A 20,988-nucleotide genomic window follows, 5' to 3' on the forward strand; every position below is an offset into this window, starting at 1 on the left:
CCGGGGTCGTCGCATGGAACGGTCGTCCGATGGACGGGTCGTCACATGGAACGGTCGTCACATGGACGGGCGCACGGTTCGACCCGTGCGCCCGTGTCTGTGAGGACGCTGTGCGGTGCGTTCTTGGTTGCTTCTTTACCCGGGGAAGGGTGGGCGTTACGCGCCCGGGGTGCCGAGGGTGCGGGCGAGCGCCTCGTTCTGGAAGGCGGCGAGGTCGGCGCAGCCGGCGGTGGCGAGGTCGAGGAGGGCGTTGAGTTCGTTGCGGTCGAAGGGCTCGGCCTCGGCGGTGCCCTGGACCTCGACGAAGCGGCCGTCGCCGGTGCAGACGACGTTCATGTCGGTCTCGGCGCGGACGTCCTCCTCGTAGCGGAGGTCGAGGAGGGGGGTGCCGTCGACGATGCCGACGCTGATGGCGGAGACCGTGCCGGTGAGGGGCTTGCGGCCGGCCTTGACGATCTTCTTGCCCTGGGCCCACGTGATGGCGTCGGCGAGGGCGACGTAGGCGCCGGTGATGGCGGCGGTGCGGGTGCCTCCGTCGGCCTGGAGGACGTCGCAGTCGAGGACGATGGTGTTCTCGCCGAGGGCCTTGTAGTCGATGACGGCGCGCAGCGAGCGGCCGATCAGCCGGCTGATCTCGTGGGTGCGTCCGCCGATCTTGCCGCGGACGGATTCGCGGTCGCCGCGGGTGTTGGTGGCGCGGGGGAGCATGGAGTACTCGGCGGTGACCCAGCCTTCGCCGCTGCCCTTGCGCCAGCGCGGTACGCCTTCGGTGACGGAGGCGGTGCAGAGGACTTTGGTGTCGCCGAAGGAGACGAGTACGGAGCCTTCGGCGTGCTTGCTCCATCCCCGTTCGATGGTGACGGGGCGGAGCTGGTCGGGGGTGCGGCCGTCGATGCGAGACATGGCGTCGACTTTATCCGTTGGCGGGGGCGGGTCCGTTCGGGTGCGGTGGGGCGCCGTTCGGGTGTCGCCGCGGCGTGGCGTGCGGGGGCCCGGGTGTCCGTGCGGGACGGGACGCGCGGGCGGGTGGGGGGCGTCTCGGTACGGGACGGGGTGCCGGCGGGTGCCGGGTGCGGACCGGTCGGGGGCCGGCACCCGGCGGGGGTGGTGCGGGTGGTGGTGACAGGGGGCTGGTGTCAGCCGGTCACGCCGTCACGCAGCCGGTCATGCCGTCACATCATGTCTTCGATGTCGGCCGCGATGGGGTCGGCGTCGGTGCCGATGACGACCTGGATCGCGGTGCCCATCTTGACGACGCCGTGGGCTCCGGCGGCCTTGAGGGCGGCTTCGTCGACCTTGCTGGGGTCGTGGACTTCGGTGCGGAGGCGGGTGATGCAGCCTTCGACCTCGTCGATGTTCTCGATACCGCCGAGCCCGGCGACGATCTTCTCAGCCTTGCTGGCCATGTCCTTCTCCCTGTCGCAGCGTGCGGACCCACCATGGGTCCGCTTTGTCACGCTAACGCACGGTTGGCCCAACTTCACGGGCGCCCGGTCGGGCCATCGCCAAGGATGACGCTCACCGGTGCTCCGCCCTCGGGACGGGCTCCGTACCGTCCGCGCACCTGGCCCGAGCCGGCTGCGACGACCGCCGAACGTGACCGTGTTCCGGGAGGATGCCGATGAGTACGACCGCGGCTGCGGGTCCGCAGCCAAAGTGGTGGAACGGCCCGGTTTCGGGTCTGCAGAAGATCGGCCGGAGCCTTCAGCTCCCGGTGGCCGTGCTTCCCGCGGCGGGTCTGCTGGTCAGCCTCGGCAACCTGTTCGACTCGTATCTGAACGGCCGGTTCTGGGACAAGACGTCCAAGGTCCTGCTCAACGGTGGTTCGGCGATCCTGGACGGCACGGTGGGCCTGCCGCTGCTGTTCTGCATCGGTGTGGCGATCGGTTTCGCGAAGAAGGCGGACGGCTCGACCGCCCTGGCGGCGGTGGTCGGCTTCCTGGTCTACCGGGGCGTGCTGTCGGCCTTCCCGGTGGACGGCTCGGTGACCGACAAGGCGCCGGACGGCGTCCCGCAGAACCCGGGTGTGCTCGGCGGCATCCTCATCGGGCTGCTGACCGCGGTGGTCTGGCAGCGGTACCACCGTACGAAGCTGGTGGACTGGCTCGGGTTCTTCAACGGGCGCCGGCTGGTGCCGATCCTGATGGCGTTCCTCTGCGTGATTCTCGGTGTGGTCTTCGGCCTGCTCTGGCAGCCGGTGGGTGACGCGCTGACCTGGTTCGCCAAGCAGCTGATCGACCTCGGCGCGTGGGGTGCGGCCATCTTCGGCTTCGCCAACCGCCTGCTGATCCCGATCGGCATGCACCAGTTCCTGAACACCTTCTTCTGGTTCCAGGCGGGCGACTTCACGGGCGCCGACGGCAAGACGGTGCAGGGCGACATCTCGCGGTTCTTCGCGGAGGACCCGACGGCGGGGCAGTTCACCTCGGGCTTCTTCCCGATCATGATGTTCGGCCTGCCGGCGGCGGCGTTGGCCATCGCGCACACCGCGCGGCCGGAGCGCCGCAAGGAGGTGGGGGGCCTGATGCTGTCGGTGGCCCTGACCTCGTTCGTGACGGGCGTGACGGAGCCGCTGGAGTTCTCGTTCATGTTCGTCGCGCCGCTGCTGTACGGCGTGCACGCGATCCTGACGGGCGTCTCGATGGGTGTCACCTGGGCACTCGGGGTCCACGCGGGCTTCAGTTTCTCGGCCGGTCTGATCGACCTGGTCGTCAACTGGCATCTGGACACGAAGCCGTGGCTGCTGATCCCGATCGGGCTCTGTTTCGCGGTGATCTACTACGTGGTCTTCCGGTTCGCGATCGTCAAGTTCAACATCCAGACCCCTGGGCGGGAGCCCGAGGAGGTGGAGAAGGAGATCGAGCGGGACATCACGAAGTAGCGCCGCCCGCACCCGAGGCCCCCGGACCGCCCTGCGCGGTCCGGGGGCCTCACCCGTTGCCGCACCCCACTCCACCTGCCCGGCGCGGGCATTTCACCCCATTTGCCCCCATGCGGCTTAGGCTCCTTCCATGACTTCTCCGACGCCCCGCATCCTCGATCTCGACCGTGACCGGCTCGCCGCCCTGCGGGGTCGGAGGCTGACCGCCTCGGTGGCCGCCGCCGAGGGGCGGACGATGGTGGCCGAGGTGTTCGCGGACCGGGCGGTGCTCTCCGCCCACCCCGGCGACAACGGCGTCCACAACGCCGAGTTGATGGCGGCCTTCGGCGCGGACATCGTGGTGCTGAACCTGATCGAACGCGCCTGGGACGGGGAGCGGCTGGTGCTCCCGGCGCTCGGCGCGTTCACGTCGATCGCGGAGCTGGCGGCGTACATCGGGCGGCCGGTCGGGATCAATCTGGAGCCGGGGGACGTGCCGGAGATCCGGCGCGCGAAGCCGGAGTTCGCGAAGCGGCTGGTCGGGATGGGGGCGGCGATGCTCTGCCTGACGGCGAACCCGGGGACCGGTGGTTCGTACGAGGGGCTGGCGCGGGTGACCGAGGAGCTGCGGAAGGGGCTCGGTGACGAGGTGGCGCTCTGGAGCGGCAAGATGCACCACGCGGGCCATCCGGAGCGGCTGACGGCCGCGCGGCTGACGGCGCTGGTGGAGGCGGGTGCGGACGGGGTGGTGCTGCCGCTGCCGGGGACGATGCCGGGAGTGACGAGGGAGCTGGCGGCCGAGGCGGTGGCGGCGGTGCAGGACGCGGGGGCGGTGGTGATGGGGGCGATCGGTACGAGCCAGGAGGGCGCGCACACGGACGTGGTGCCCCAGCTGGCCCTGAACGCCAAGGAGATCGGGATCGACGCCCATCACATCGGGGACGCGTTCCTGCCGGGGATGGGCGATCCGGAGCTGCTGTACGCGTACTCCGTGGCGGTCCGCGGGCGGCGGCACACCTGGAACCGGATGGCCCTGAGCGGCCGTGGCAGCCGGAGATCCTGAGCCCCTGCCCGTGCCGATACCGGGGGCCGGACGAGGGCCGGGCGCCGGCTCAGATCTCGTAGACGGCGCCCGGCACGGCGAGTTCGACGGGGCCCGCGTAGACCTCGCGGGCGTCCTCGATGTTGCGTTCGGCGTCGGTCCACGGCGGGATGTGGGTGAGCACCAGCCGTCCGGCGCGGGCGCGGGAGGCGCACTCCCCGGCCTCGCGCCCGTTGAGATGGAGGTCCGGGATGTCCTCCTTGCCGTGGATGAACGATGCTTCACAGAGGAACAGGTCGGCGTCCTCGGCGAGTTCGTCCAGGGCCTCGCAGGCTCCGGTGTCGCCGGAGTAGGTGAGGGAGCGGCCGCCGTGCTCGATCCGGATGCCGAAGGTGTCGACGGGGTGGCAGAGCTTCTCCGTGCGGACGGTGAAGGGGCCGATCTCGAACCAGCCGGGCTTGAGCGTGCGGAAGTCGAAGACCTCGCCCATGGCGCGCTCGTGCGGGGTGTCGGCGTGGGCGGTGGTCAGCCGGCGCTCGGTGCCCTCGGGGCCGTACACGGGGAGGGGGGCGGGGCGGGTGCCGTTGTTCGGGTAGTAGCGCACCACGAAGTACGCGCACATGTCGATGCAGTGGTCGGCGTGCAGGTGGCTGAGGAAGACGGCGTCGAGGTCGTATAGGCCGACGTGGCGCTGCAGCTCGCCGAGGGCGCCGTTGCCCATGTCGAGGAGCAGCCGGAAGCCGTCGGCCTCTACGAGGTAGCTCGAACAGGCGGATCCCGCGGACGGGAAGGAGCCGGAGCAGCCGACGACGGTGAGCTTCATGGAGCGTGGACCTCCGGGACGTGGCCACGGTGCGGCGGGTGGGTTCGGGGGGTGCGGGTCTGTCGAGCGTAAGGCGGGAATCTCCTGGTCGCTCCTCTGCGGCCTGCCGTTGTGGGGGAACTCACCTGTGCTGTCACCGGTTCGATGGAAGCCGGGGGACTTCGGGCGTGCGCCCGTTCGTACGGGGGTGGTTCCGGTGCACGGCGGTGGCGGGGCGGGCGCCGGTACGGTCGGGGGATGGAAACGTACTGGTGGGTGATTCTGGCCGTGCTGGTCGTGCTGGCGCTGCTGGCGTCGGTGGTGGACGGCCGGGGCCGGAGTGGTGCGCGGCGCCGGGGTGGCGAACGGGGTACGGGGCGCCGTACGGGTGCGCGTCCGGGTGGCCGCACCAGGCCGCCGGGCCGTCCGTCGGGCCCGGGGCGGCGCGGTGGGACGGGCCGGGTCCCGGAGCCGGGTGAGATCTGGTGGGCCGAGGTGCCGTACGAGGACGGGCCGGGGTCGAAGGACCGGCCGTGCCTGGTGCTGTCGGTACGGGGCGGCCGGGCGGTCGTCGCGAAGATCACCAGCAAGCACCACGAGGAGCGGCCGGGGGTGATCGCGCTGCCGGACGGGACGGTGGGGGACGCGCGCGGGCGGCGGAGCTTCCTGGAGACGGACGAGCTGCGGGAGGTCGCGGTGGACGGCTTCCGGCGCCGGGTGGGCCGGGTGGACGCGGAGCTGTGGGGGCGGGTGCGGGGGCTGGGGTGAGTTCCGGGGCGTACGCGGGTTCCGCGAGGGGCCCGGATGCGCCGGTACGCGGGCTGCGCCGGTACGCGGGTTGCGCGAGGGCCCGGGTACGCGGAACGCCGACGCCCCGGGGTGCGGGCGTCGGCGTCGCGGGGACACGGTGCCGGGGCGGTCAGGCCCAGAGCTGGCCGTGCAGGGTCTCGATGGCGGCTTCCGTGGTCGGGGCCGTGTAGACGCCGGTCGAGAGGTACTTCCAGCCTCCGTCCGCGACGACGAAGACGATGTCCGCGCTCTCCCCCGCCTTGACGGCCTTCTGGCCGACGCCGATGGCCGCGTGGAGGGCGGCACCGGTGGAGACACCGGCGAAGATGCCTTCCTGCTGGAGGAGTTCGCGGGTGCGGGTGACGGCGTCGGCGGAGCCGACCGAGAAGCGGGTGGTCAGCACCGAGGCGTCGTACAGCTCGGGCACGAAGCCCTCGTCGAGGTTGCGGAGCCCGTAGACGATGTCGTCGTAGCGGGGCTCGGCGGCGACGATCCTGACGTCGGGCTTCTGCTCGCGGAGGTACCGGCCGACGCCCATGAGGGTGCCGGTGGTGCCGAGGCCCGCGACGAAGTGGGTGACGGACGGGAGGTCGGCGAGGATCTCGGGTCCGGTGGTGGCGTAGTGGGCGCCCGCGTTGTCCGGGTTGCCGTACTGGTAGAGCATCACCCAGTCGGGGTGTTCGGCGGAGAGCTCCTTGGCGACCCGGACAGCCGTGTTGGAGCCGCCGGCCGCCGGTGAGGAGACGATCTCGGCGCCCCACATGGCGAGCAGGTCGCGCCGTTCCTGGGAGGTGTTCTCCGGCATGACGCAGACGATGCGGTAGCCCTTGAGCTTGGCCGCCATGGCGAGCGAGATGCCGGTGTTGCCGCTGGTCGGCTCCAGGATGGTGCAACCGGGCTTCAGGCGCCCGTCCTTCTCCGCCTGCTCGACCATGTGGAGCGCGGGGCGGTCCTTGATCGAGCCGGTGGGGTTGCGGTCCTCCAGCTTGGCCCAGATCCGGACGTCGTCGGAGGGCGAGAGCCTCGGCAGACGGACCAGGGGCGTGTTGCCCACGGCCGCCAGCGGGGAGTCGTACCGCATCAGCGCATGCCGCCGGCGACGGCCGGGAGAATGGTGACGCTGTCGCCGTCGCTGAGCTTGGTCGCGATGCCGTCGAGGAAGCGGACGTCCTCGTCGTTGAGGTAGACGTTCACGAACCGGCGGAGCTGCTCGCCGTCGACGATGCGCTCACGGATGCCGTTGTGCCGGGTCTCCAGGTCGTTGAAGAGCTCGGCGAGGGTCTCGCCACTGCCTTCGACCGCCTTGGCGCCGTCGGTGTAGGTGCGAAGGATGGTCGGGATGCGGACCTCGATGGCCATGGCGTGGGCTCCTGTCGGAAGCGGGGTGGCGTGGCGCGCGTTTCAGCACCCGCGCGGGTGGTGGTACGTGGGGTGGGGCACCCGGGCCGTGACTCAGGCCGTGGGCCCGGTGGGCAGGCGGCGACCGGGACAGATCGCACTGGAAAGCCTGCACAGGTCGACGTGCAGCCGCGCGACGAGCAGTGCGCCCGGCGTCATTTCGCTCACGTCATGGGGAACCATGCGGTCATCGTATCGATTCCCGTTCGGGAAACCCGAGTGTGATCTCACATGACGGAACAAGACCGTTCAGTATGCGGACTTCTGGCTCTGGGGCGCCCTCGTCGGCGGCGCCGGACGCGCACGGGCGGCGGGGCCCGGTGGGGCCCGCCGCCCGTGGCTTCCGGTGTGCCGCCTGCCGTGCGCGGGTCCGGGTGCGCCCGCTCAGTACGCCGCGACGATCTCCACGTCCTCCTCCGTGATCACACCGTCCACGATGCGGTACGAGCGGAACTGGAACGGGCCCGCCTCGTCGGTGTCGGCGGTGGAGACGAGGACGTAGTGGGCCTCCGGCTCGTTGGCGTACGTCACGTCGGTGCGCGAGGGGTAGGCCTCGGTCGCGGTGTGCGAGTGGTAGACGACGACCGGCTCCTCGTCGCGGTCGTCCATCTCGCGGTAGAGCTTGAGGAGGTCGCCCGAGTCGAACTCGTAGAACGTGGGCGAGCGGGCGGCGTTGAGCATCGGGATGAAGCGCTCGGCGCGGCCCGTGCCGGCCGGTCCCGCGACCACGCCGCACGCCTCGTCGGGGTGGTCGGCGCGGGCGTGCGCGACGATCTGGTCGTACAGGGCCTGGGTGAGGGTCAGCATGGCGCCCAGGATAAGCAGGCGGGTCCCGGCCCACCGAGGTGCGGTGGGCCGGGGCCCGGCCGGGCGGCCGCCGGGGCCGTTGGGGCGGCCGGGCGGCTCGTGGGAGAGATGGTCCTGGGGTGCGGCGGCGGTACGCACCGCGCACGGTGGGGTGTTGGGGCCGGGCGCCCGGGGGCGGCTTCGCGCGGGCCGCGGGGTCAGCGTTTGGCGAAGGCCGCGTTCTGCGGGTCGCGCGACCTGAGCGCCAGATAGGAGACGCCGAGGAGGAGTGCCCAGAACGGGGCGCAGTACAGCGAGATCCGGGTGTCCTTGTCGACGGCCATCATCACGACGACCACGCCGATGAAGGCGAGGGCGAAGCCGCTGGTGTACGGGGAGCCGGGGGCCCGGAACGCGGAGTGCGGGAGTTCGCCGCGGTCGGCGCGGGCGCGGTAGCGGAGCTGGCAGACGAGGATCATGATCCAGGCCCACATGCCGGAGATGGTGGCGAAGGAGACGACGTAGGTGAACGCCTGCCCGGGCCACTGGTAGTTGACCCAGACGCCGGCCAGCATGAGCGCGGCCGAGAAGGTGGTGCCGACGAGCGGGGTGCCGCTGCGGGTGAGCCGGGTGAAGGCGCGCGGGCCCTGGCCGTTGAGGGCGAGGTCGCGGAGCATCCGCCCGGTGGAGTACATCCCGGAGTTGCAGGACGACAGGGCGGCGGTGAGGACGACGAAGTTGACGATCCCGGCACCGACGCCCAGGCCCATCTTCTGGAAGGCGGCGACGAACGGGGAGACGCCGGGCTCGAATTCGGCCCACGGCACCACCGACAGGATCATGATCAGCGCGCCGACGTAGAAGACGGCGATGCGCCAGGGCACCGTGTTGATCGCCTTGGGCAGCACGGTCTTCGGGTCCTTGGACTCCCCCGCGGTGACGCCGACCAACTCGACGGCGAGGAAGGCGAACATGACGATCTGCAGGGTCATCAGGGTGCCGCTGATGCCGTGCGGGAAGAACCCGCCGTCGGACCAGAGATGGGTGACGGAGGCGGTTTCCCCGGCGTCGGAGAAACCGAGGGTGAGAATTCCGGCGCAGATGAGGATCATGCCGAGGATGGCGGTCACCTTGACCATCGAGAACCAGAATTCGAGCTCGCCGAACACCTTCACGGAGATGAGGTTGACCCCGTACAGCACGAGGGTGAAGAACAGCGCGGAGACCCACTGCGGGATGTTGAACCAGTAGGTCATGTACTGGGCGCCCGCGGTCACTTCGGTGATTCCGGTGACGACCCAGAAGAGCCAGTAGGTCCAGCCGGTGACGAATCCGGCGAAGGGGCCGACGAATTCGCGCGCGTACTCCGAGAAGGAGCCGGACACCGGCCGGTACATGAGGAGTTCGCCGAGGGCGCGCATGATGAAGAAGATGACCAGGCCCGCGACGGCGTAGGCGAGGATCAGGCTGGGCCCGGCCTTGGCGATGGCCTTGCCCGCTCCGAGGAAGAGCCCGGTGCCGATGGCTCCGCCGATCGCGATCATCTGGATCTGGCGGGCGCCCAGGCCGCGCTGGTATCCCTCGCCGTCTCCGTGGGCGCCGGCGGCTTCCCGCTCCGGCTGCCCGCTGTCGACCTCTGCGGATGTCATGGTGCTGCGCCTTTCTCCACGACGGGCCGCGGCCTTGTGGGGCCGTGGACCGTGTCCTGTTCCCCCCGGAATTGAGATGGAGTGCCGCCGGCGGTCGGCCGGCGGACAGCGCCCCCGGGAAACAGGGATGGCGCCCCCGGTGGTCGTGAAGATCTATCACGGCCATCTCGGGGCACCCTCGGACATTCTGTGGCGCAGACCACAGGAAAAAGCGGACAAGGGTTTTGGGCCACTGCAAAAGCGGCCGTCCGGGTGACAGGATCGTTACCCGGATTTGAGGCTTTTCTGAGCCACTGGTCGCACGACGCGTGAGCCACCGGCCGCACGACGCGCGACCCATCGGCCGCACGGTGCGTGGCACACCGCCGCACGGTGGGCGGCACACCGCCGCACGGTGGGCGGCACACCGCCGCACGGTGGGCGGCACACCGCCGCACGGTGGGCGAGCGCCGCCGCTCGACGCGCGGCGCACCGGTCGCGGTCAGGGCACCGTCAGGACATCAGGGTTTCGACGAGCGTCTCCTGAAGGGCGCCGAGCCAGAGGTAGGCGAGGACCATCGGCTTGCGCGGGTCGCTGTCGGGGAGCCGGTAGAGGGAGCCTTCCTGGCCCTGGTCGTCGTCGCCGACCTCGAGCCGGGTGCCGATGGTGAGGCGCAGGTCGTTGAGGGCGCCGAGCCACTGGCGGGACTCGTCGGCGGTGAGGCGGAGTTCGCCGCTGCCGTCCTCGTCGGTGGTGACGGAGTCGAGGGAGCGCACGACGGCGAGGGCGTCCTCGCGCTTGCGGGCGCGCAGGTCGATCTCGGTGAAGCGGCGGAACTCGGAGGAGGCTTCGCGCAGTTCCTTGTCGTCGTTGCCGTACGCGTCGGGGAAGAGGCGGGCGAGGGCGGGGTCGGCGGGCGGTTCGCTGGGGCCTTCGGCGAAGAGGGCGGCGAGCGGGTCCGAGCCCTCGGCGGCCTGGTCCCCGGGGCCGACGAGTTCGAGCAGCTGGACGGCGAGGGAGCGCAGGATGGAGATCTCCACCTCGTCGAGCGCGACGGCCGCGCCGCCGTCGGGGGTGGCCTCGAAGTGGCCGGCCATGGGTTCTCCGTTACTGGGGCGGGGGCGTGGGGCGGGCGGCGTACGGGGTCAGTTGCGGTCCTGGGTGAGGGTGGCCCAGAGTCCGTAGCCGTGCATGGCCTGGACGTCGCGCTCCATCTCCTCGCGGCTTCCGCTGGAGACGACGGCGCGGCCCTTCTGGTGCACGTCGAGCATGAGTTTGTGGGCCTTGTCCTTGGAGTAGCCGAAGTACGCCTGGAAGACGTACGTCACGTAGCTCATGAGGTTGACCGGGTCGTTGTGCACCAGCGTCACCCAGGGGACGTCGGGCTCGGGGACGGCGAAGGTCTCCTCGGCCGACTCTGGACGTTCGATCTCTACGGGGGAAGCGACGCTCACCCCTCCCATGCTGCCACTCGACGGGTCACCGCGCACAAACGGACCCCACATCTCGTCACTCTGACGAGATGTGGAGTAGCATCCCGGTCATGAACTCAGCGGACCTGGGGCGGCGGGTCGGAGTGCCGTCGACCGCACTCTTCACCGACCAGTACGAACTCACGATGGTGCAGGCGGCCCTCAAGGCCGGCACGGCCGACCGGCGCTCCGTCTTCGAGGCGTTCACCCGGCGGCTGCCCGAGGGGCGGCGGTACGGCGTCCTGGCGGGGACCGGGCGGGTGCTGGACGCCGTGGAGAACTTCCACTTCGACGACGAGATGATCGCGTTCCTGCGCCAGCAGGAGGTCGTGGACGAGCCGACCCTCGAATGGCTGGCGGGCTTCCGCTTCAGCGGTGACATCTGGGGCTATCCGGAGGGCGAGGTCTACTTCCCCGGCTCGCCGGTGCTCCGGGTGGAGGGCTCCTTCGCGGAGTGCGTGCTGCTGGAGACGGTCGTGCTGTCGATCCTGAACCACGACTCGGCCATCGCCGCCGCCGCGTCCCGGATGTCGGCCGCCGCCGGCGGCCGGGGCCTGATCGAGATGGGGGCGCGCCGTACGCACGAGCTGGCGGCGGTCGCCTCCGCCCGCGCCGCGTACGTGGGCGGCTTCCACACCACGTCCGACCTGGCGGCGGGCTTCCGCTACGGCATCCCGACCGTGGGCACCAGTGCGCACGCCTTCACCCTGCTGCACGACTCCGAGCGGGACGCCTTCCAGGCACAGGTGGAGTCGCTGGGCCGGGACACCACGCTGCTGGTGGACACCTTCGACGTGGCCGAGGCGGTCCGTACGGCCGTGGAGGTCGCCGGACCCGAGCTGGGCGCCGTGCGGATCGACTCCGGGGACCTGCTGCTGGTCGCGCACCGGGTGCGGCAGCAGCTGGACGAGCTGGGCGCGACGGAGACGAGGATCGTGGTCACCTCGGACCTGGACGAGTACGCCATCGCCTCGCTGGCCGCCGCCCCGGTGGACGCGTACGGGGTGGGGACGCAGCTGGTCACCGGCAGCGGCAGTCCGACCTGCTCGATGGTCTACAAGCTGGTGGCGCGTGCCGCGTCCGCCGATCCGGCCGCTCCGCTGACGCCGGTGGCGAAGAAGTCGCTGGGCGCGAAGTCGTCGATGGGCGGGCGCAAGTGGGCGGCCCGCCGCCTCGACGCGCAGGGTGTCGCCGAGGCCGAGGTCGTCGGCACCGGTCCGGTACCGGCGGAGCTGGCCGGCCGGCAGCTGCTGGTGGAGCTGGTGCGGGGCGGCGAGGTGGTGGCCCGGGAGTCGCTGGAGGCGGCCCGCGAGCGGCACATCGCGGCACGCGCGGCGCTCCCGATGTCGGCGCTGCAGCTGTCCCGGGGCGAGCCGGTGCTGCCGACCGAGTACGTCTGAGCCCCTCTCCGGCAGGCGATCGGTCCGTACCGGAGGGTACGTACGCCTCCCGCGTCCGCCCGGGATTCCCTAGGCTCGGTACCACCCCCCGCCCCGCCATCCGCTCCCCCACCGAAGGACACCCGCCATGCACCGCGCGTTGATCGTCGTGGACGTTCAGAACGATTTCTGTGAGGGCGGCAGCCTCGCCGTCGCCGGTGGTGCCGACGTGGCCGCCGCGATCACCGACCTGATCGGTGAGGCTCAGGCCGGCTACCGCCACGTGGTGGCCACCCGTGACCACCACGTCGACCCGGGCGACCACTTCTCGGCCACGCCGGACTTCGAGCACTCGTGGCCGGTGCACTGCGTGGCGGGTACGGAGGGTGTGGGGTTCCACCCGAACTTCGCGCCCGCCGTGGCCTCCGGGGCGATCGACGCGGTGTTCGACAAGGGAGCGTACGCGGCGGCGTACAGCGGTTTCGAGGGGCTCGACGAGAACGCGGTGGGGCTGGCGCAGTGGCTCCGCGACCACCAGGTCACCGAGGTGGACGTGGTGGGCATCGCCACCGACCACTGCGTGCGGGCGACCGCGCTGGACGCCGCGCGCGAGGGCTTCGCCACGCAGGTGCTGCTCGACCTGACGGCGGGTGTCGCGGCGCCCACCACCGCGCGGGCCCTGGACGAGCTCCGCGCGGCGGGTGTGGTGCTGTCGGGCGAGCCGATCGTCGCCTGACGGGCCTGACGGGCCTGACGGGCCTGACGGGCCTGACGGGCCTGACGGGAGGCTACGCGGCGGGTCTGGCCGGGCCCGGGTGTCCGGCCGGGCCCATCAGGGCGCGGATGGGGTGCCAGAGCTCCTGGGCGGCCTGTGGGGCCTCCCGCCAGAGCAGGCCGTCCGGGTGGTGCAGCACGGCGGTGATCTCGTCCGGGGTGGGCGGCTGGCTGTTGCCCCGGAGGTAGACCGCGCGCAGTCCGAGGTTGCGCAGCCGGGTGAGGGCGCGGGCCCGGTTGGCCGCGTGGACGAGTATCCGTACGGGGGCGCCGGGACGGGCCCCGTGGGGCGGACGGGCCAGGGTGAGTGCCACCACCACCGAGCCGTCCGGCAATCTGCTGAATCCTCCGCCTGCCATGGTTCGCGCTCCCCCGTGAGACGTCGTGTCAATAAGGATCGGAATAAGAGGCACCTAAACACGATCGGCCGTCGCCCGCTAGAGGGCGACGGCCGATCATGCTCTGACCTGCGGTGATGCGAATTACTTGGTCGAGGGGCCGACCTTCACGGTGATCGTCGAGCCGTTGAGCGGCTCGTTGACGATGGTGAGGCGCGTGTTGGTGTCAGAAACCTTGACGCTTCCGGTCGGGTTCTCCGCGTACCAGTAGGTGCCCTTGTGGTCGTCGAAGACCGGGACGCCGAGGGTCGGCTTGATCTTCAGTGCCACGTCCGCGTTGTGGAGCGTGAAGCCCTGGTTCGGGTACCAGCTGAACGGGGCGTCGAACGGCTGGATCTTGTTGCGCAGGATCGTTCCGTCGGTCCACTTCAGCGGCTTGGCGTGCGAGTCGACCGGCAGGATGAGGCCCTGGCCCGGGTGGGCGGAGGTGTTGTTGTCCGCCTGCGAGGTGTCCCACAGCCAGACCATCAGGCCGTTCTGGTACGAGTAGTGCTCGACCCAGTCCGGACGGGTGGTGGTGAAGCCGAAGTTGTACGGGCCGACCTTGAGGGTCTCGTCGTACGAGGTGTACTGACGGTTCTCGGCGATGTAGTACTGCGGGTAGTCGTTGGTGAACGACGCGCCGATCCGCGAGAAGCCCTTCGACGTCCAGCCGTTGTCGTCGCCCTCGGCGTCGTCCGAGAAGATGACGGCACCGTCGGCGCTGATGGTGAGCGCGTCGGCGGTGAAGCCCTTTCCGGCCACTCCGCCGTCGGAGGCGTAGCGGAAGCGGAGGTCGATCTTCTTGCCCGCGTAGGCGTCGAGCGGGTACGAGAGCTTCTTGTACACGCCGGACGCGTCGGTCAGGGCCGGCTTGTCGCTGGCGTCGCGCGGCAGCTCCTTGCCGTCGGCCGTGCCGTCGATCGCGGTCCAGTTGGCGCCGCCGTCGGTGGACACCTCGGTGTAGAGGTAGTCGTACTCGGCCTCGATGTCGTACCAGCCCGAGAGGTCGAGCGAGGCGGACGTCTTGCCGGTCAGGTCGACCGAACGGGTCAGCGTGTTCGACAGGTTGTCGCCGCTGCCGCTCCACCACTGCTTGCTGCCCTGGGCGGGCGTGACGACGGAGGTCGTGACCTCCTTGTCGGGGAGGTTGACGACCAGGGCCTGCTTGTTGGCCGTGTTGTACTCCGAAACGCCCAGCTTGTGCGTGGAGTTGGTCGCCGCCTTCGCCGTGGCGTAGTCCAGCCAGCCGAGCTGCAGCTTGTCCCAGGCGGTCATGTCGCCGGGGGTGTCGCCGATCTCGCCCTGGCCGCGTCCGAGCCAGGAGCCGGCCGACATCAGGGACCAGAAGCCGACCGAGTTCTCGCCGCCGCCCGAGGTGTCGTAGAGGTCCGGCAGGCCGAGGTCGTGGGCGTACTCGTGGGCGAAGACGCCCAGTCCGCCGTTCTCGGGCTGGACGGTGTAGTCGCCGACCCAGATGCCGGTGTCGCCGATCTGCGCGCCACCCGCCTTGTTGCCGGTGGGGCCGGTCGCCCCGGCGTTGGTGCCGTACGCGTACCAGCGGTGCGCCCAGATGGCGTTCTCGCCCTGGACACCGCCGCCCGCCGACTCGTCCTCGCCCGCGTGGACCATCTGGAAGTGGTCGATGTAGCCGTCGGGCTCGTTGAAGTTGCCGTCGGCGTCGTAGTCGTAGCGGTCCCACTGGTCGTACTGGGCCAGGTCGGCCTTGATCTGCTCCGTGGTGGAGCCCTTGGCCTTCTGGTCCGCGGCCCAGGCGTTGACACCGTCGCGGACGGCGTCCCACACGCTGGCGCAGCTGCTGGCGCCGCAGTAGTTGGAGCCGTAACGGGCCTCGTTGTACGGGATCTTGACCCAGTCGGAGACCTCGCCGTTGACCGAGTAGCGGCCGGAGGAGGTCTTCTCGTAGTACTTGGTCAGCGAGTTGGAGGTCGCGCTGGTGCCGAAGTACAGCTCCTGGAAGTGCGCCTGGTTGTAATCGGCCTGCCAGGCGGTGCTGTTGTCCTTCTTCGGGTCGGGCTTGGCGATCTGGTTGTGCGACGGACCGGGCGTGCCGCCGTACTTGACGACCGGCGCCTCGGGACCGGAGCCGTCCGGGTCGAACATGGTCGTGTTGTCCACCTGGTCGCCGAACTCGACCAGGATGGTGAAGATCTTGTCGGTCTTCTCGCGGCCGAGCTCGACGTACTTCTTGTCGTCGAGCTTGACGACCTTGGAGCCGGCGCGGTCGGTCACCTTCTTGTCGCCCGAGATGACCTGTTCCAGCGCAGCCTGGCGTTCGCTGTTCTGCTTCTCGCTGAACGGGCCTTCGAGGTTGTGCTCTTCGGCCTTCTCCGGAGCCGGGTCGTGGCTCTTCACGACGGGCGCGCCCGTCGGTGCCGACTGCGCCGCCTGCGCGACGAAGAACGTCGACGCGGTGGCCGCGCTCGCGGCCATGGCCACGACGACTGCGGCGGCGCGGAGGCCGCTTCTCTTACTGGTCACCTGATGTCCTCCCCGGGCGTTCGCGGACGCGGCCAGGGGGTGACTGGGGGCCGCGCGCACGTGGACGCGTCACAAGTGACGACATTCGATCGGAGTTGCTGGAGAAAAGACAGATCTTGACTTGTACCGGCCAAGTGCACTATGCAGGAGCCGCCTTCCGGTATCCGGACAATCACAGTTCGGCCAACCGGCGCGTCCTGAAGCCGCATCGGCACATGTCGTGAGCCAATGCGCCCCCCGTGCACCGGCGTCGGTGTGAGGCAAGGCTTATCCGCCTCCCTCACGGGCATCCACCGTCCAGGCCCTCCGGGGCCGTCCCGCCGCGTGGGCGGGCCCCTCATCCGACGACTTCCAGGACGGATACCGCCATGCCGCGTCCGACTGCCGCACAACTCGTCTACGGGTGCGCCACCGTCGTCCTCGTCGCCTTCGCCCTGCTGCTGCTCACCGGCGCCTCGTCGGCCGCCGAGGTGGGCGTCGTCTGCCTCGCGGCACTGGCGCTGGGCGTGCTGGTGGCGGTGGCCGTCCCCGCGCCCCGCTGGGGTCGCGCACCACTCCCGGCCGGCGCGACCCGCCCGTACCGGGCACCCGCCCGCGTCTCCCGGGAGAGCGGCACCGCCGCCGAGGAGCGCGTCGGCGGACACGCGCGGCGCTGACCTCCCGCGCACCCGCCGCCCGCATGCGGGCACCCGCGCACGCCCGGCGCACCGCTCAGCGGACACTGACCACGACCGTCTTGGCCGCCTTGTCCTGCAGGCCCTGCCGGTACGGCTTGTCGGTGAACATCAGCACGATGTTGATGAGCCACCACAGGCACGGGCAGCACAGGAGCGCCGGGAGCCAGAGCACGACCGCCCGCATCAGCGAGGCGTTGGTGGAGGGCACGCTGCCGTCGCTCAGCATCGCGACGCGCAGCTTCAGCAGCCTCTTGCCCGGGGTGCGGCCGTCCTTGTGCGTGAAGTAGGTGTCGTACCCGACATAGCAGACCAGCGCGATCAGTGACCAGATCAACTGGTGCCCGCTGTACGTGTTGGTGACGGCGTTGCCCACGTCGCTGTCGCCGTTGTCGGAGGTGACGTCGACCGCGCCGCCGAAGGGCAGCGAGATCAGATAGAGCGGGATCGAGATGATCAGGAAGTCGATCAGCCGCGCCAGGATGCGCGTGCCCTGTGCGCCCAGCGGCGGCATCCCCGCGAGCGGGTCCGCACCGCCGTACGGGCCGCCGCCGTACGGCCCCGGGTCGTAGGGCGGCGGAGGCGGGGGCGGGGGTGGTGCGCCGTCGTACGGCGAGCCCGACGACGGCGGGGGGTCCTGCGGCTTCTTGAGGAACGGATCGTCGTCCTCGGGCGGCTGGCCGGGCGTCGGCGCGTCGTTGCTCATGCGGGCAGTGCACCCCGCCGGGCACGGCCCCGCAACGGCTCAGGTGCTTTCGAGTGACGAACCGTCAGCCGACGGGACCGGTGACGGCCGGCCCCGCCGCGGTCCCCGGTCCGTCACCCGGCCGTACGTGACGGCCGGTCAGCCCGCGACGAAGGTACGGGCCGCCTTGTCGTGCCAGCACTGGCGCCAGGGCCGGTCGAACAGGCACCACGCGGCGTCGAGCACCCCGATCACCAGCAGCCCGAGGAGACCGTGGACGAGCCAACGGCGTACCGCCGCCCCGAGAGTGGGCGCGTCCTGCGACTCGACGTCGCGGACCTGGATGCCGAGGAGCTTCTTGCCGAGCGTCCGGCCCCACTTCGCGGTCGGCAGCGCCTCCAGCAGGAAGCCGACGACGAGGAACGCGACGAGCACCCCGCCGAGCTGCCCGGTGGTGGTGGAGTCCAGCAGATGGACCGTCACCGTGCGGCCGGAGAGCTTCGCGGCCTCGATCTTCGCGTCCATGTGGTCGATCGCCGCGGTGACCAGCGGGAACCCGGCCGCGCCGACGAGCGCGCCCAGCACCACCGAGTCCACGACCCGGGCCACGAGCCGACGGCCGAGCCCGGCGGGCCGGCCCGCCGACTGGGCGCGGGCCATCTGCTGGAACGGGTCGTCCACCGGGGGCTTCCACGGCACGACGGGCGGCTCCGCCGCCTGCGGCCCGGCCGCGCCGGGTCCGCCGTAGGGCCCGGAGCCGGCGGCGGGCGGCGCGGGCTGCTGTGCCGCCTGCTGCGGCTGGTACGCCTGCGGGGCCCGCTGAGCCTGAGGCTGCGGTTGGTACGCCTGTGGAGCCTGCTGGATCCGGGGCGCCTGCTGCGCCTGGGGTCCCTGCTGGGCCCAGGAGGTGGCGCCCTGTCCGGGGCCGGCCGGGGCGCCCTGGGCGCGGAAGGGGTCGCGTACCGGTGCGGCGGCCTGGTGCCGCGCTGGCTGCGGCGGCGCGGCCTGCGGCGGCGCGGCCTGGTGCGGCGGGGGCCCGGCGGGCGACGGTGCGCCGGAGCGGGCGTCGGGCGCGGCGTGGACCGGGCCGTCGTGGCCGCCGTCGCGCCCGGCGGGCAGCGCGGCCGGTGCGGCACCGTGCGGCAGAGCCGGGCGGCGCGGGTCCGGGCCCGGCTCGACGGCGCGCGGATCGGTTCCGCGGGCGCCCTGGCCGGGTACCTGGGCCTCTCCCGGGCCACCGCCCCAGGAGACGCGCCGGTCGGGGTCGTTGCCGAAGCCGGCCTGCCGGGCCGAGTCGGCCTGCCAGGCGGAGGCGGGCTCGGGCTGGTGGGCGCGCTCGACGGGGAGGCCGCCGGGGTGGACCGGGGCCTGCTGGGACGGGTCGAACCGGGCTGCGGCGGCGGCCTCCTGGGCCGCTTCCTCCTCGTCGAAGAAGACCGGACCGGTCTCCTCCACGGGGGCGGCGGCCCCGTGGTGCGCCTCGGCGGGCGCCCCCGCGGCGGAGGCGTTCACGTCCTGCCCCGGTGCGGGGCGGCTCGTCCCGGGAACCCACGAAGCGCCGTTCCAGTAGCGGACGTAGCCGGGGATGGAGGGGTCGGGGTAGTACCCCTCACGGGGGCGTTCGTCACCGGGTGCCGGAGTTGGCGCGCTCATCAGCGGGTCCCGTATCTCTTCGTAGCCGCAACACAAGAGTCAACATCTATCAGACCACCGCCTTCCCCCGGGCCGGTCCTGGTGTTTGGGCCACTTTCAGGTCGCTTCGAGATTTTCTCTTCAAGTCGCGTCATCGCGGACGGGGAGCGCGCTCTCTCCTTGTGCGGGCCGGTCGCGGGACCGGTCCCTGGGCATCGAAAGGTCGTGCATCTCATGCGCAACGTCGTGGAACGTGAGCTGGAACTGAAGCTGGTCCTGTCGCCCGAGCGCTCCATTCCCGTACCCGCCCGGTTGACGTACCGGGCGGACGACCCGTACGCCGTGCACATCGTCTTCCACGTCGGCTCGGAATCCCCGGTGCACTGGACGTTCGCACGGGAGCTGCTGATCGAGGGGGTGTTCCGCCCCTGCGGGCACGGGGACGTGCGGATCTGGCCGACGAAGGTCGGACAGCGAGACGTCATCTGTGTCGCGCTGAGCTCCCCGGACGGCAACGCCCTGCTGGAGGTTCCGTCCGCGTCGGTGTCGGCGTGGCTGGAGCGGACCCTCACCGTGGTCCCGCCGGGCACGGAGAACGACGGCCCCTGGGGGGAGTTGCTCGACCGGGAGCTCGCCGAGCTGCTCTCCCCGCTGCCCGCCGAGGACCTGTGGCTCGCCGACCCGTTCGGCCCGGACGACGCGCCCCAGGACTCCAACGAGGCGTGAGTCCCGTGGTCGGGGAGAGCGGTTCAGAAGAGCTTGCCCGGGTTGAGGATGCCGAGCGGGTCGAAGGCGGCCTTGATCCCGCGCTGCAACTCGATTCCCACCGGCCCGAGTTCCCGGGCGAGCCACTCCTTCTTGAGGACACCGACGCCGTGTTCGCCGGTGATGGTGCCGCCCAGTTGGAGACCGAGCGCCATGATCTCGTCGAAGGACTCGCGGGCCCGGCGGGACTCGTCGGGGTCGGCGGGGTCGAAGCAGACGACGGGGTGGGTGTTCCCGTCGCCCGCGTGGGCGCAGACGCCGATGGTGAGTCCGTACTTCTCGGCGATGGCGGCGGTTCCCTCGATCATCGCGCCGAGCCGCGAGCGCGGCACGCAGACGTCGTCGATCATCGTGGCGGGCTTGACGGTCTCCAGCGCGGTCAGCGACATCCGGCGTGCCTGGAGCAGGAGTTCGGACTCGGCGACGTCGTCGGCGGGAACCACTCCGGTGGCACCTGCCTCGGTGCAGAGCGCGCCGACGGCGGCGAGGTCGGCGGGGGCGTCGGGCGTGTCGAAGGCGCAGAGGAGGAGCGCCTCGGTGGATTCGGGCAGGCCCATGCGGGCCATCGCGTTCACCGCGCGGACCGTCGTACGGTCCATCAGTTCGAGGAGTGACGGGGCGTGTCCCCGTTCCATGATCCGGCAGACGGCGTCGCAGGCCGCCGTCGCCGAGGGGAACTCCGCCGCGAGCACGAGTTGGCGCGGCGGCTTGGGGCGGAGGGCGAGGACGGCCTTGACGACGATGCCGAGGCTCCCCTCGGAGCCGACGAAGAGCCGGGTGAGGTCGTATCCGGCCACGCCCTTGGCGGTGCGGCGGCCGGTGGTGAGGAGGCGCCCGTCGGCGAGGACGACGTCGAGGCCGAGCACGTACTCGGCGGTGACGCCGTACTTCACGCAGCACAGGCCGCCGGAGGCGGTGCCGATGTTCCCGCCGATGGTGCACATCTCCCAGCTGGAGGGGTCCGGCGGGTAGGAGAGGCCGTGTTCGCCCACGGCACGGGAGAGGGTGGCGTTGACGACGCCCGGTTCGACGACGGCGATGCGGTCGACCGCGCTGATCTCCAGGATCCGGTCCATCTTCACCAGGGAGAGCACCACGCATCCCTCGGAGGCGTTGGCTGCGCCGGAGAGGCCGGTACGGGCGCCCTGCGGCACCACCGGTACGCGCAGCGCGTGCGCGGTGCGCATGACGTGCTGGACCTGTTCGACGGTGCGTGGGAGCACGACCACCAGGGGCGCTCCGGCGTCGCAGAAGCTCGCCATGTCACGCGCGTACGAGGCGGTGACGTCGGGGTCGGTGAGGAGGGCCTCGGCGGGCAGGCCCGCCCGAAGCCGTGCGAGGAGATCGTCCCGGTGGTCCATGCTTCCACCCTGGCACCCGGCGGCCAATGGTGTGAACCCGTCTGCGGCGGCTGTTCCGGTG

22 protein-coding genes are annotated in these 20,988 nt (G+C 71.3%); 7 read left to right on the forward strand and 15 right to left on the reverse strand.

Going from position 1 to position 20,988, the window contains the following annotated elements; all coding sequences use genetic code 11:
• Window positions 1–156 precede the first annotated feature (156 nt).
• Both rph and ACWCSV_RS15980 read right to left on the reverse strand, forming a co-directional pair.
• The gene (gene rph / locus ACWCSV_RS15975; RefSeq protein WP_451142531.1) at window positions 157–903 is read right to left on the reverse strand and encodes a ribonuclease PH; all 747 of its coding nucleotides are present in this window, start codon (window positions 901–903) and stop codon (window positions 157–159) included.
• 269 nt (window positions 904–1,172) lie between these two features.
• On the reverse strand, window positions 1,173–1,406 hold the full coding sequence (locus ACWCSV_RS15980; RefSeq protein ID WP_266704842.1) for a PTS glucose/sucrose transporter subunit IIB: 234 nt from the start codon (window positions 1,404–1,406) through the stop codon (window positions 1,173–1,175).
• 215 nt (window positions 1,407–1,621) lie between these two features.
• Here ACWCSV_RS15980 and ACWCSV_RS15985 point away from each other — a divergent pair, with 215 nt between their 5' ends.
• Both ACWCSV_RS15985 and ACWCSV_RS15990 read left to right on the forward strand, forming a co-directional pair.
• Window positions 1,622–2,881, forward strand: coding sequence for a PTS transporter subunit EIIC (locus ACWCSV_RS15985; protein ID WP_451142533.1), 1,260 nt, complete (start codon window positions 1,622–1,624; stop codon window positions 2,879–2,881).
• A gap of 130 nt (window positions 2,882–3,011) precedes the next feature.
• Window positions 3,012–3,923, forward strand: coding sequence for a DUF7916 family protein (locus tag ACWCSV_RS15990; RefSeq protein WP_451142535.1), 912 nt, complete (start codon window positions 3,012–3,014; stop codon window positions 3,921–3,923).
• Window positions 3,924–3,972: 49 nt separating this feature from the next.
• Here the strand turns inward: ACWCSV_RS15990 and ACWCSV_RS15995 are convergent, their stop codons facing one another.
• Window positions 3,973–4,725, reverse strand: a complete 753-nt coding sequence (locus ACWCSV_RS15995) for an MBL fold metallo-hydrolase (RefSeq protein ID WP_451142537.1) — start codon at window positions 4,723–4,725, stop codon at window positions 3,973–3,975.
• A gap of 237 nt (window positions 4,726–4,962) precedes the next feature.
• Between ACWCSV_RS15995 and ACWCSV_RS16000 the strand changes: the two genes are divergently transcribed.
• Window positions 4,963–5,472 carry a type II toxin-antitoxin system PemK/MazF family toxin gene (locus ACWCSV_RS16000; protein WP_451142539.1) on the forward strand — a complete coding sequence of 170 codons (510 nt, stop codon included), beginning with the start codon at window positions 4,963–4,965 and terminating at the stop codon, window positions 5,470–5,472.
• Window positions 5,473–5,623: 151 nt separating this feature from the next.
• Here ACWCSV_RS16000 and ACWCSV_RS16005 read toward each other — a convergent pair whose 3' ends face one another.
• The 7 genes from ACWCSV_RS16005 to clpS all read right to left on the reverse strand — a co-directional run bounded on the left by ACWCSV_RS16005 (window position 5,624) and on the right by clpS (window position 10,769).
• Window positions 5,624–6,574, reverse strand: a complete 951-nt coding sequence (locus ACWCSV_RS16005; protein WP_451142541.1) for a PLP-dependent cysteine synthase family protein — start codon at window positions 6,572–6,574, stop codon at window positions 5,624–5,626.
• A complete protein-coding gene (locus ACWCSV_RS16010) occupies window positions 6,574–6,852 on the reverse strand; it encodes a MoaD/ThiS family protein (protein WP_451142543.1) in 279 nt (92 codons plus the stop codon). The genes ACWCSV_RS16005 and ACWCSV_RS16010 overlap by 1 nt, the downstream gene beginning before the upstream one ends.
• A 93-nt stretch (window positions 6,853–6,945) precedes the next feature.
• A complete protein-coding gene (locus tag ACWCSV_RS16015; protein ID WP_451142545.1) occupies window positions 6,946–7,074 on the reverse strand; it encodes a putative leader peptide in 129 nt (42 codons plus the stop codon).
• Between the two features lie 201 nt (window positions 7,075–7,275).
• The gene (locus ACWCSV_RS16020) at window positions 7,276–7,698 is read right to left on the reverse strand and encodes a Mov34/MPN/PAD-1 family protein (protein ID WP_451142547.1); all 423 of its coding nucleotides are present in this window, start codon (window positions 7,696–7,698) and stop codon (window positions 7,276–7,278) included.
• 197 nt (window positions 7,699–7,895) lie between these two features.
• Window positions 7,896–9,326, reverse strand: coding sequence for an amino acid permease (locus ACWCSV_RS16025; protein WP_451142549.1), 1,431 nt, complete (start codon window positions 9,324–9,326; stop codon window positions 7,896–7,898).
• 492 nt (window positions 9,327–9,818) lie between these two features.
• Window positions 9,819–10,403: a DUF2017 domain-containing protein gene (locus ACWCSV_RS16030; RefSeq protein WP_451142551.1), complete on the reverse strand. Its 585-nt coding sequence runs from the start codon at window positions 10,401–10,403 to the stop codon at window positions 9,819–9,821.
• Between the two features lie 48 nt (window positions 10,404–10,451).
• Window positions 10,452–10,769 (reverse strand): ATP-dependent Clp protease adapter ClpS, encoded by a 318-nt coding sequence (gene clpS, locus ACWCSV_RS16035; protein ID WP_327176020.1) that lies wholly within the window; start codon window positions 10,767–10,769, stop codon window positions 10,452–10,454.
• Window positions 10,770–10,849: 80 nt separating this feature from the next.
• On the opposite strand from clpS, the gene ACWCSV_RS16040 reads away from it, so the two are divergent.
• Both ACWCSV_RS16040 and ACWCSV_RS16045 read left to right on the forward strand, forming a co-directional pair.
• Window positions 10,850–12,178, forward strand: coding sequence for a nicotinate phosphoribosyltransferase (locus ACWCSV_RS16040; protein WP_451142553.1), 1,329 nt, complete (start codon window positions 10,850–10,852; stop codon window positions 12,176–12,178).
• Between the two features lie 127 nt (window positions 12,179–12,305).
• On the forward strand, window positions 12,306–12,893 hold the full coding sequence (locus tag ACWCSV_RS16045) for an isochorismatase family protein (protein WP_451142555.1): 588 nt from the start codon (window positions 12,306–12,308) through the stop codon (window positions 12,891–12,893).
• A gap of 52 nt (window positions 12,894–12,945) precedes the next feature.
• Here the strand turns inward: ACWCSV_RS16045 and ACWCSV_RS16050 are convergent, their stop codons facing one another.
• Together ACWCSV_RS16050 and ACWCSV_RS16055 are read right to left on the reverse strand one after the other, a co-directional pair.
• Window positions 12,946–13,290: a hypothetical protein gene (locus ACWCSV_RS16050; protein WP_451142557.1), complete on the reverse strand. Its 345-nt coding sequence runs from the start codon at window positions 13,288–13,290 to the stop codon at window positions 12,946–12,948.
• 123 nt (window positions 13,291–13,413) lie between these two features.
• Window positions 13,414–15,762 (reverse strand): immune inhibitor A domain-containing protein, encoded by a 2,349-nt coding sequence (locus ACWCSV_RS16055; protein WP_451142668.1) that lies wholly within the window; start codon window positions 15,760–15,762, stop codon window positions 13,414–13,416.
• A gap of 416 nt (window positions 15,763–16,178) precedes the next feature.
• Between ACWCSV_RS16055 and ACWCSV_RS16060 the strand changes: the two genes are divergently transcribed.
• Window positions 16,179–16,466 (forward strand): hypothetical protein, encoded by a 288-nt coding sequence (locus ACWCSV_RS16060; RefSeq protein ID WP_451142559.1) that lies wholly within the window; start codon window positions 16,179–16,181, stop codon window positions 16,464–16,466.
• 55 nt (window positions 16,467–16,521) lie between these two features.
• Here ACWCSV_RS16060 and ACWCSV_RS16065 read toward each other — a convergent pair whose 3' ends face one another.
• Both ACWCSV_RS16065 and ACWCSV_RS16070 read right to left on the reverse strand, forming a co-directional pair.
• Window positions 16,522–17,190, reverse strand: a complete 669-nt coding sequence (locus ACWCSV_RS16065; RefSeq protein ID WP_451142561.1) for an RDD family protein — start codon at window positions 17,188–17,190, stop codon at window positions 16,522–16,524.
• A gap of 138 nt (window positions 17,191–17,328) precedes the next feature.
• The gene (locus ACWCSV_RS16070; RefSeq protein ID WP_451142563.1) at window positions 17,329–18,822 is read right to left on the reverse strand and encodes an RDD family protein; all 1,494 of its coding nucleotides are present in this window, start codon (window positions 18,820–18,822) and stop codon (window positions 17,329–17,331) included.
• A gap of 213 nt (window positions 18,823–19,035) precedes the next feature.
• On the opposite strand from ACWCSV_RS16070, the gene ACWCSV_RS16075 reads away from it, so the two are divergent.
• Window positions 19,036–19,527 carry an SsgA family sporulation/cell division regulator gene (locus tag ACWCSV_RS16075; protein ID WP_451142565.1) on the forward strand — a complete coding sequence of 164 codons (492 nt, stop codon included), beginning with the start codon at window positions 19,036–19,038 and terminating at the stop codon, window positions 19,525–19,527.
• A 23-nt stretch (window positions 19,528–19,550) separates the two neighbouring features.
• On the opposite strand, the gene ACWCSV_RS16080 is transcribed toward ACWCSV_RS16075, so the two are convergent.
• The gene (locus ACWCSV_RS16080) at window positions 19,551–20,927 is read right to left on the reverse strand and encodes an FAD-binding oxidoreductase (protein ID WP_451142567.1); all 1,377 of its coding nucleotides are present in this window, start codon (window positions 20,925–20,927) and stop codon (window positions 19,551–19,553) included.
• Between the last annotated feature and the right edge of the window lie 61 nt (window positions 20,928–20,988).

The organism is Streptomyces sp. NPDC001770, assembly GCF_053596135.1.

Coding starts and splice junctions, on each gene's coding strand:
- ACWCSV_RS16060 (WP_451142559.1), top strand. CDS start 16,179: ATGCCGCGTCCGACTGCCGCACAACTCGTCTACGGGTGCGCCACCGTC.
- rph (WP_451142531.1), bottom strand. CDS start 903: ATGTCTCGCATCGACGGCCGCACCCCCGACCAGCTCCGCCCCGTCACC.
- ACWCSV_RS16010 (WP_451142543.1), bottom strand. CDS start 6,852: ATGGCCATCGAGGTCCGCATCCCGACCATCCTTCGCACCTACACCGAC.
- ACWCSV_RS15985 (WP_451142533.1), top strand. CDS start 1,622: ATGAGTACGACCGCGGCTGCGGGTCCGCAGCCAAAGTGGTGGAACGGC.
- ACWCSV_RS16070 (WP_451142563.1), bottom strand. CDS start 18,822: ATGAGCGCGCCAACTCCGGCACCCGGTGACGAACGCCCCCGTGAGGGG.
- ACWCSV_RS15995 (WP_451142537.1), bottom strand. CDS start 4,725: ATGAAGCTCACCGTCGTCGGCTGCTCCGGCTCCTTCCCGTCCGCGGGA.
- clpS (WP_327176020.1), bottom strand. CDS start 10,769: ATGGGAGGGGTGAGCGTCGCTTCCCCCGTAGAGATCGAACGTCCAGAG.
- ACWCSV_RS16075 (WP_451142565.1), top strand. CDS start 19,036: ATGCGCAACGTCGTGGAACGTGAGCTGGAACTGAAGCTGGTCCTGTCG.
- ACWCSV_RS16030 (WP_451142551.1), bottom strand. CDS start 10,403: ATGGCCGGCCACTTCGAGGCCACCCCCGACGGCGGCGCGGCCGTCGCG.
- ACWCSV_RS16050 (WP_451142557.1), bottom strand. CDS start 13,290: ATGGCAGGCGGAGGATTCAGCAGATTGCCGGACGGCTCGGTGGTGGTG.
- ACWCSV_RS15990 (WP_451142535.1), top strand. CDS start 3,012: ATGACTTCTCCGACGCCCCGCATCCTCGATCTCGACCGTGACCGGCTC.
- ACWCSV_RS16015 (WP_451142545.1), bottom strand. CDS start 7,074: ATGGTTCCCCATGACGTGAGCGAAATGACGCCGGGCGCACTGCTCGTC.
- ACWCSV_RS16065 (WP_451142561.1), bottom strand. CDS start 17,190: ATGAGCAACGACGCGCCGACGCCCGGCCAGCCGCCCGAGGACGACGAT.
- ACWCSV_RS15980 (WP_266704842.1), bottom strand. CDS start 1,406: ATGGCCAGCAAGGCTGAGAAGATCGTCGCCGGGCTCGGCGGTATCGAG.
- ACWCSV_RS16025 (WP_451142549.1), bottom strand. CDS start 9,326: ATGACATCCGCAGAGGTCGACAGCGGGCAGCCGGAGCGGGAAGCCGCC.
- ACWCSV_RS16045 (WP_451142555.1), top strand. CDS start 12,306: ATGCACCGCGCGTTGATCGTCGTGGACGTTCAGAACGATTTCTGTGAG.
- ACWCSV_RS16040 (WP_451142553.1), top strand. CDS start 10,850: ATGAACTCAGCGGACCTGGGGCGGCGGGTCGGAGTGCCGTCGACCGCA.
- ACWCSV_RS16055 (WP_451142668.1), bottom strand. CDS start 15,762: ATGGCCGCGAGCGCGGCCACCGCGTCGACGTTCTTCGTCGCGCAGGCG.
- ACWCSV_RS16000 (WP_451142539.1), top strand. CDS start 4,963: ATGGAAACGTACTGGTGGGTGATTCTGGCCGTGCTGGTCGTGCTGGCG.
- ACWCSV_RS16005 (WP_451142541.1), bottom strand. CDS start 6,574: ATGCGGTACGACTCCCCGCTGGCGGCCGTGGGCAACACGCCCCTGGTC.
- ACWCSV_RS16020 (WP_451142547.1), bottom strand. CDS start 7,698: ATGCTGACCCTCACCCAGGCCCTGTACGACCAGATCGTCGCGCACGCC.
- ACWCSV_RS16080 (WP_451142567.1), bottom strand. CDS start 20,927: ATGGACCACCGGGACGATCTCCTCGCACGGCTTCGGGCGGGCCTGCCC.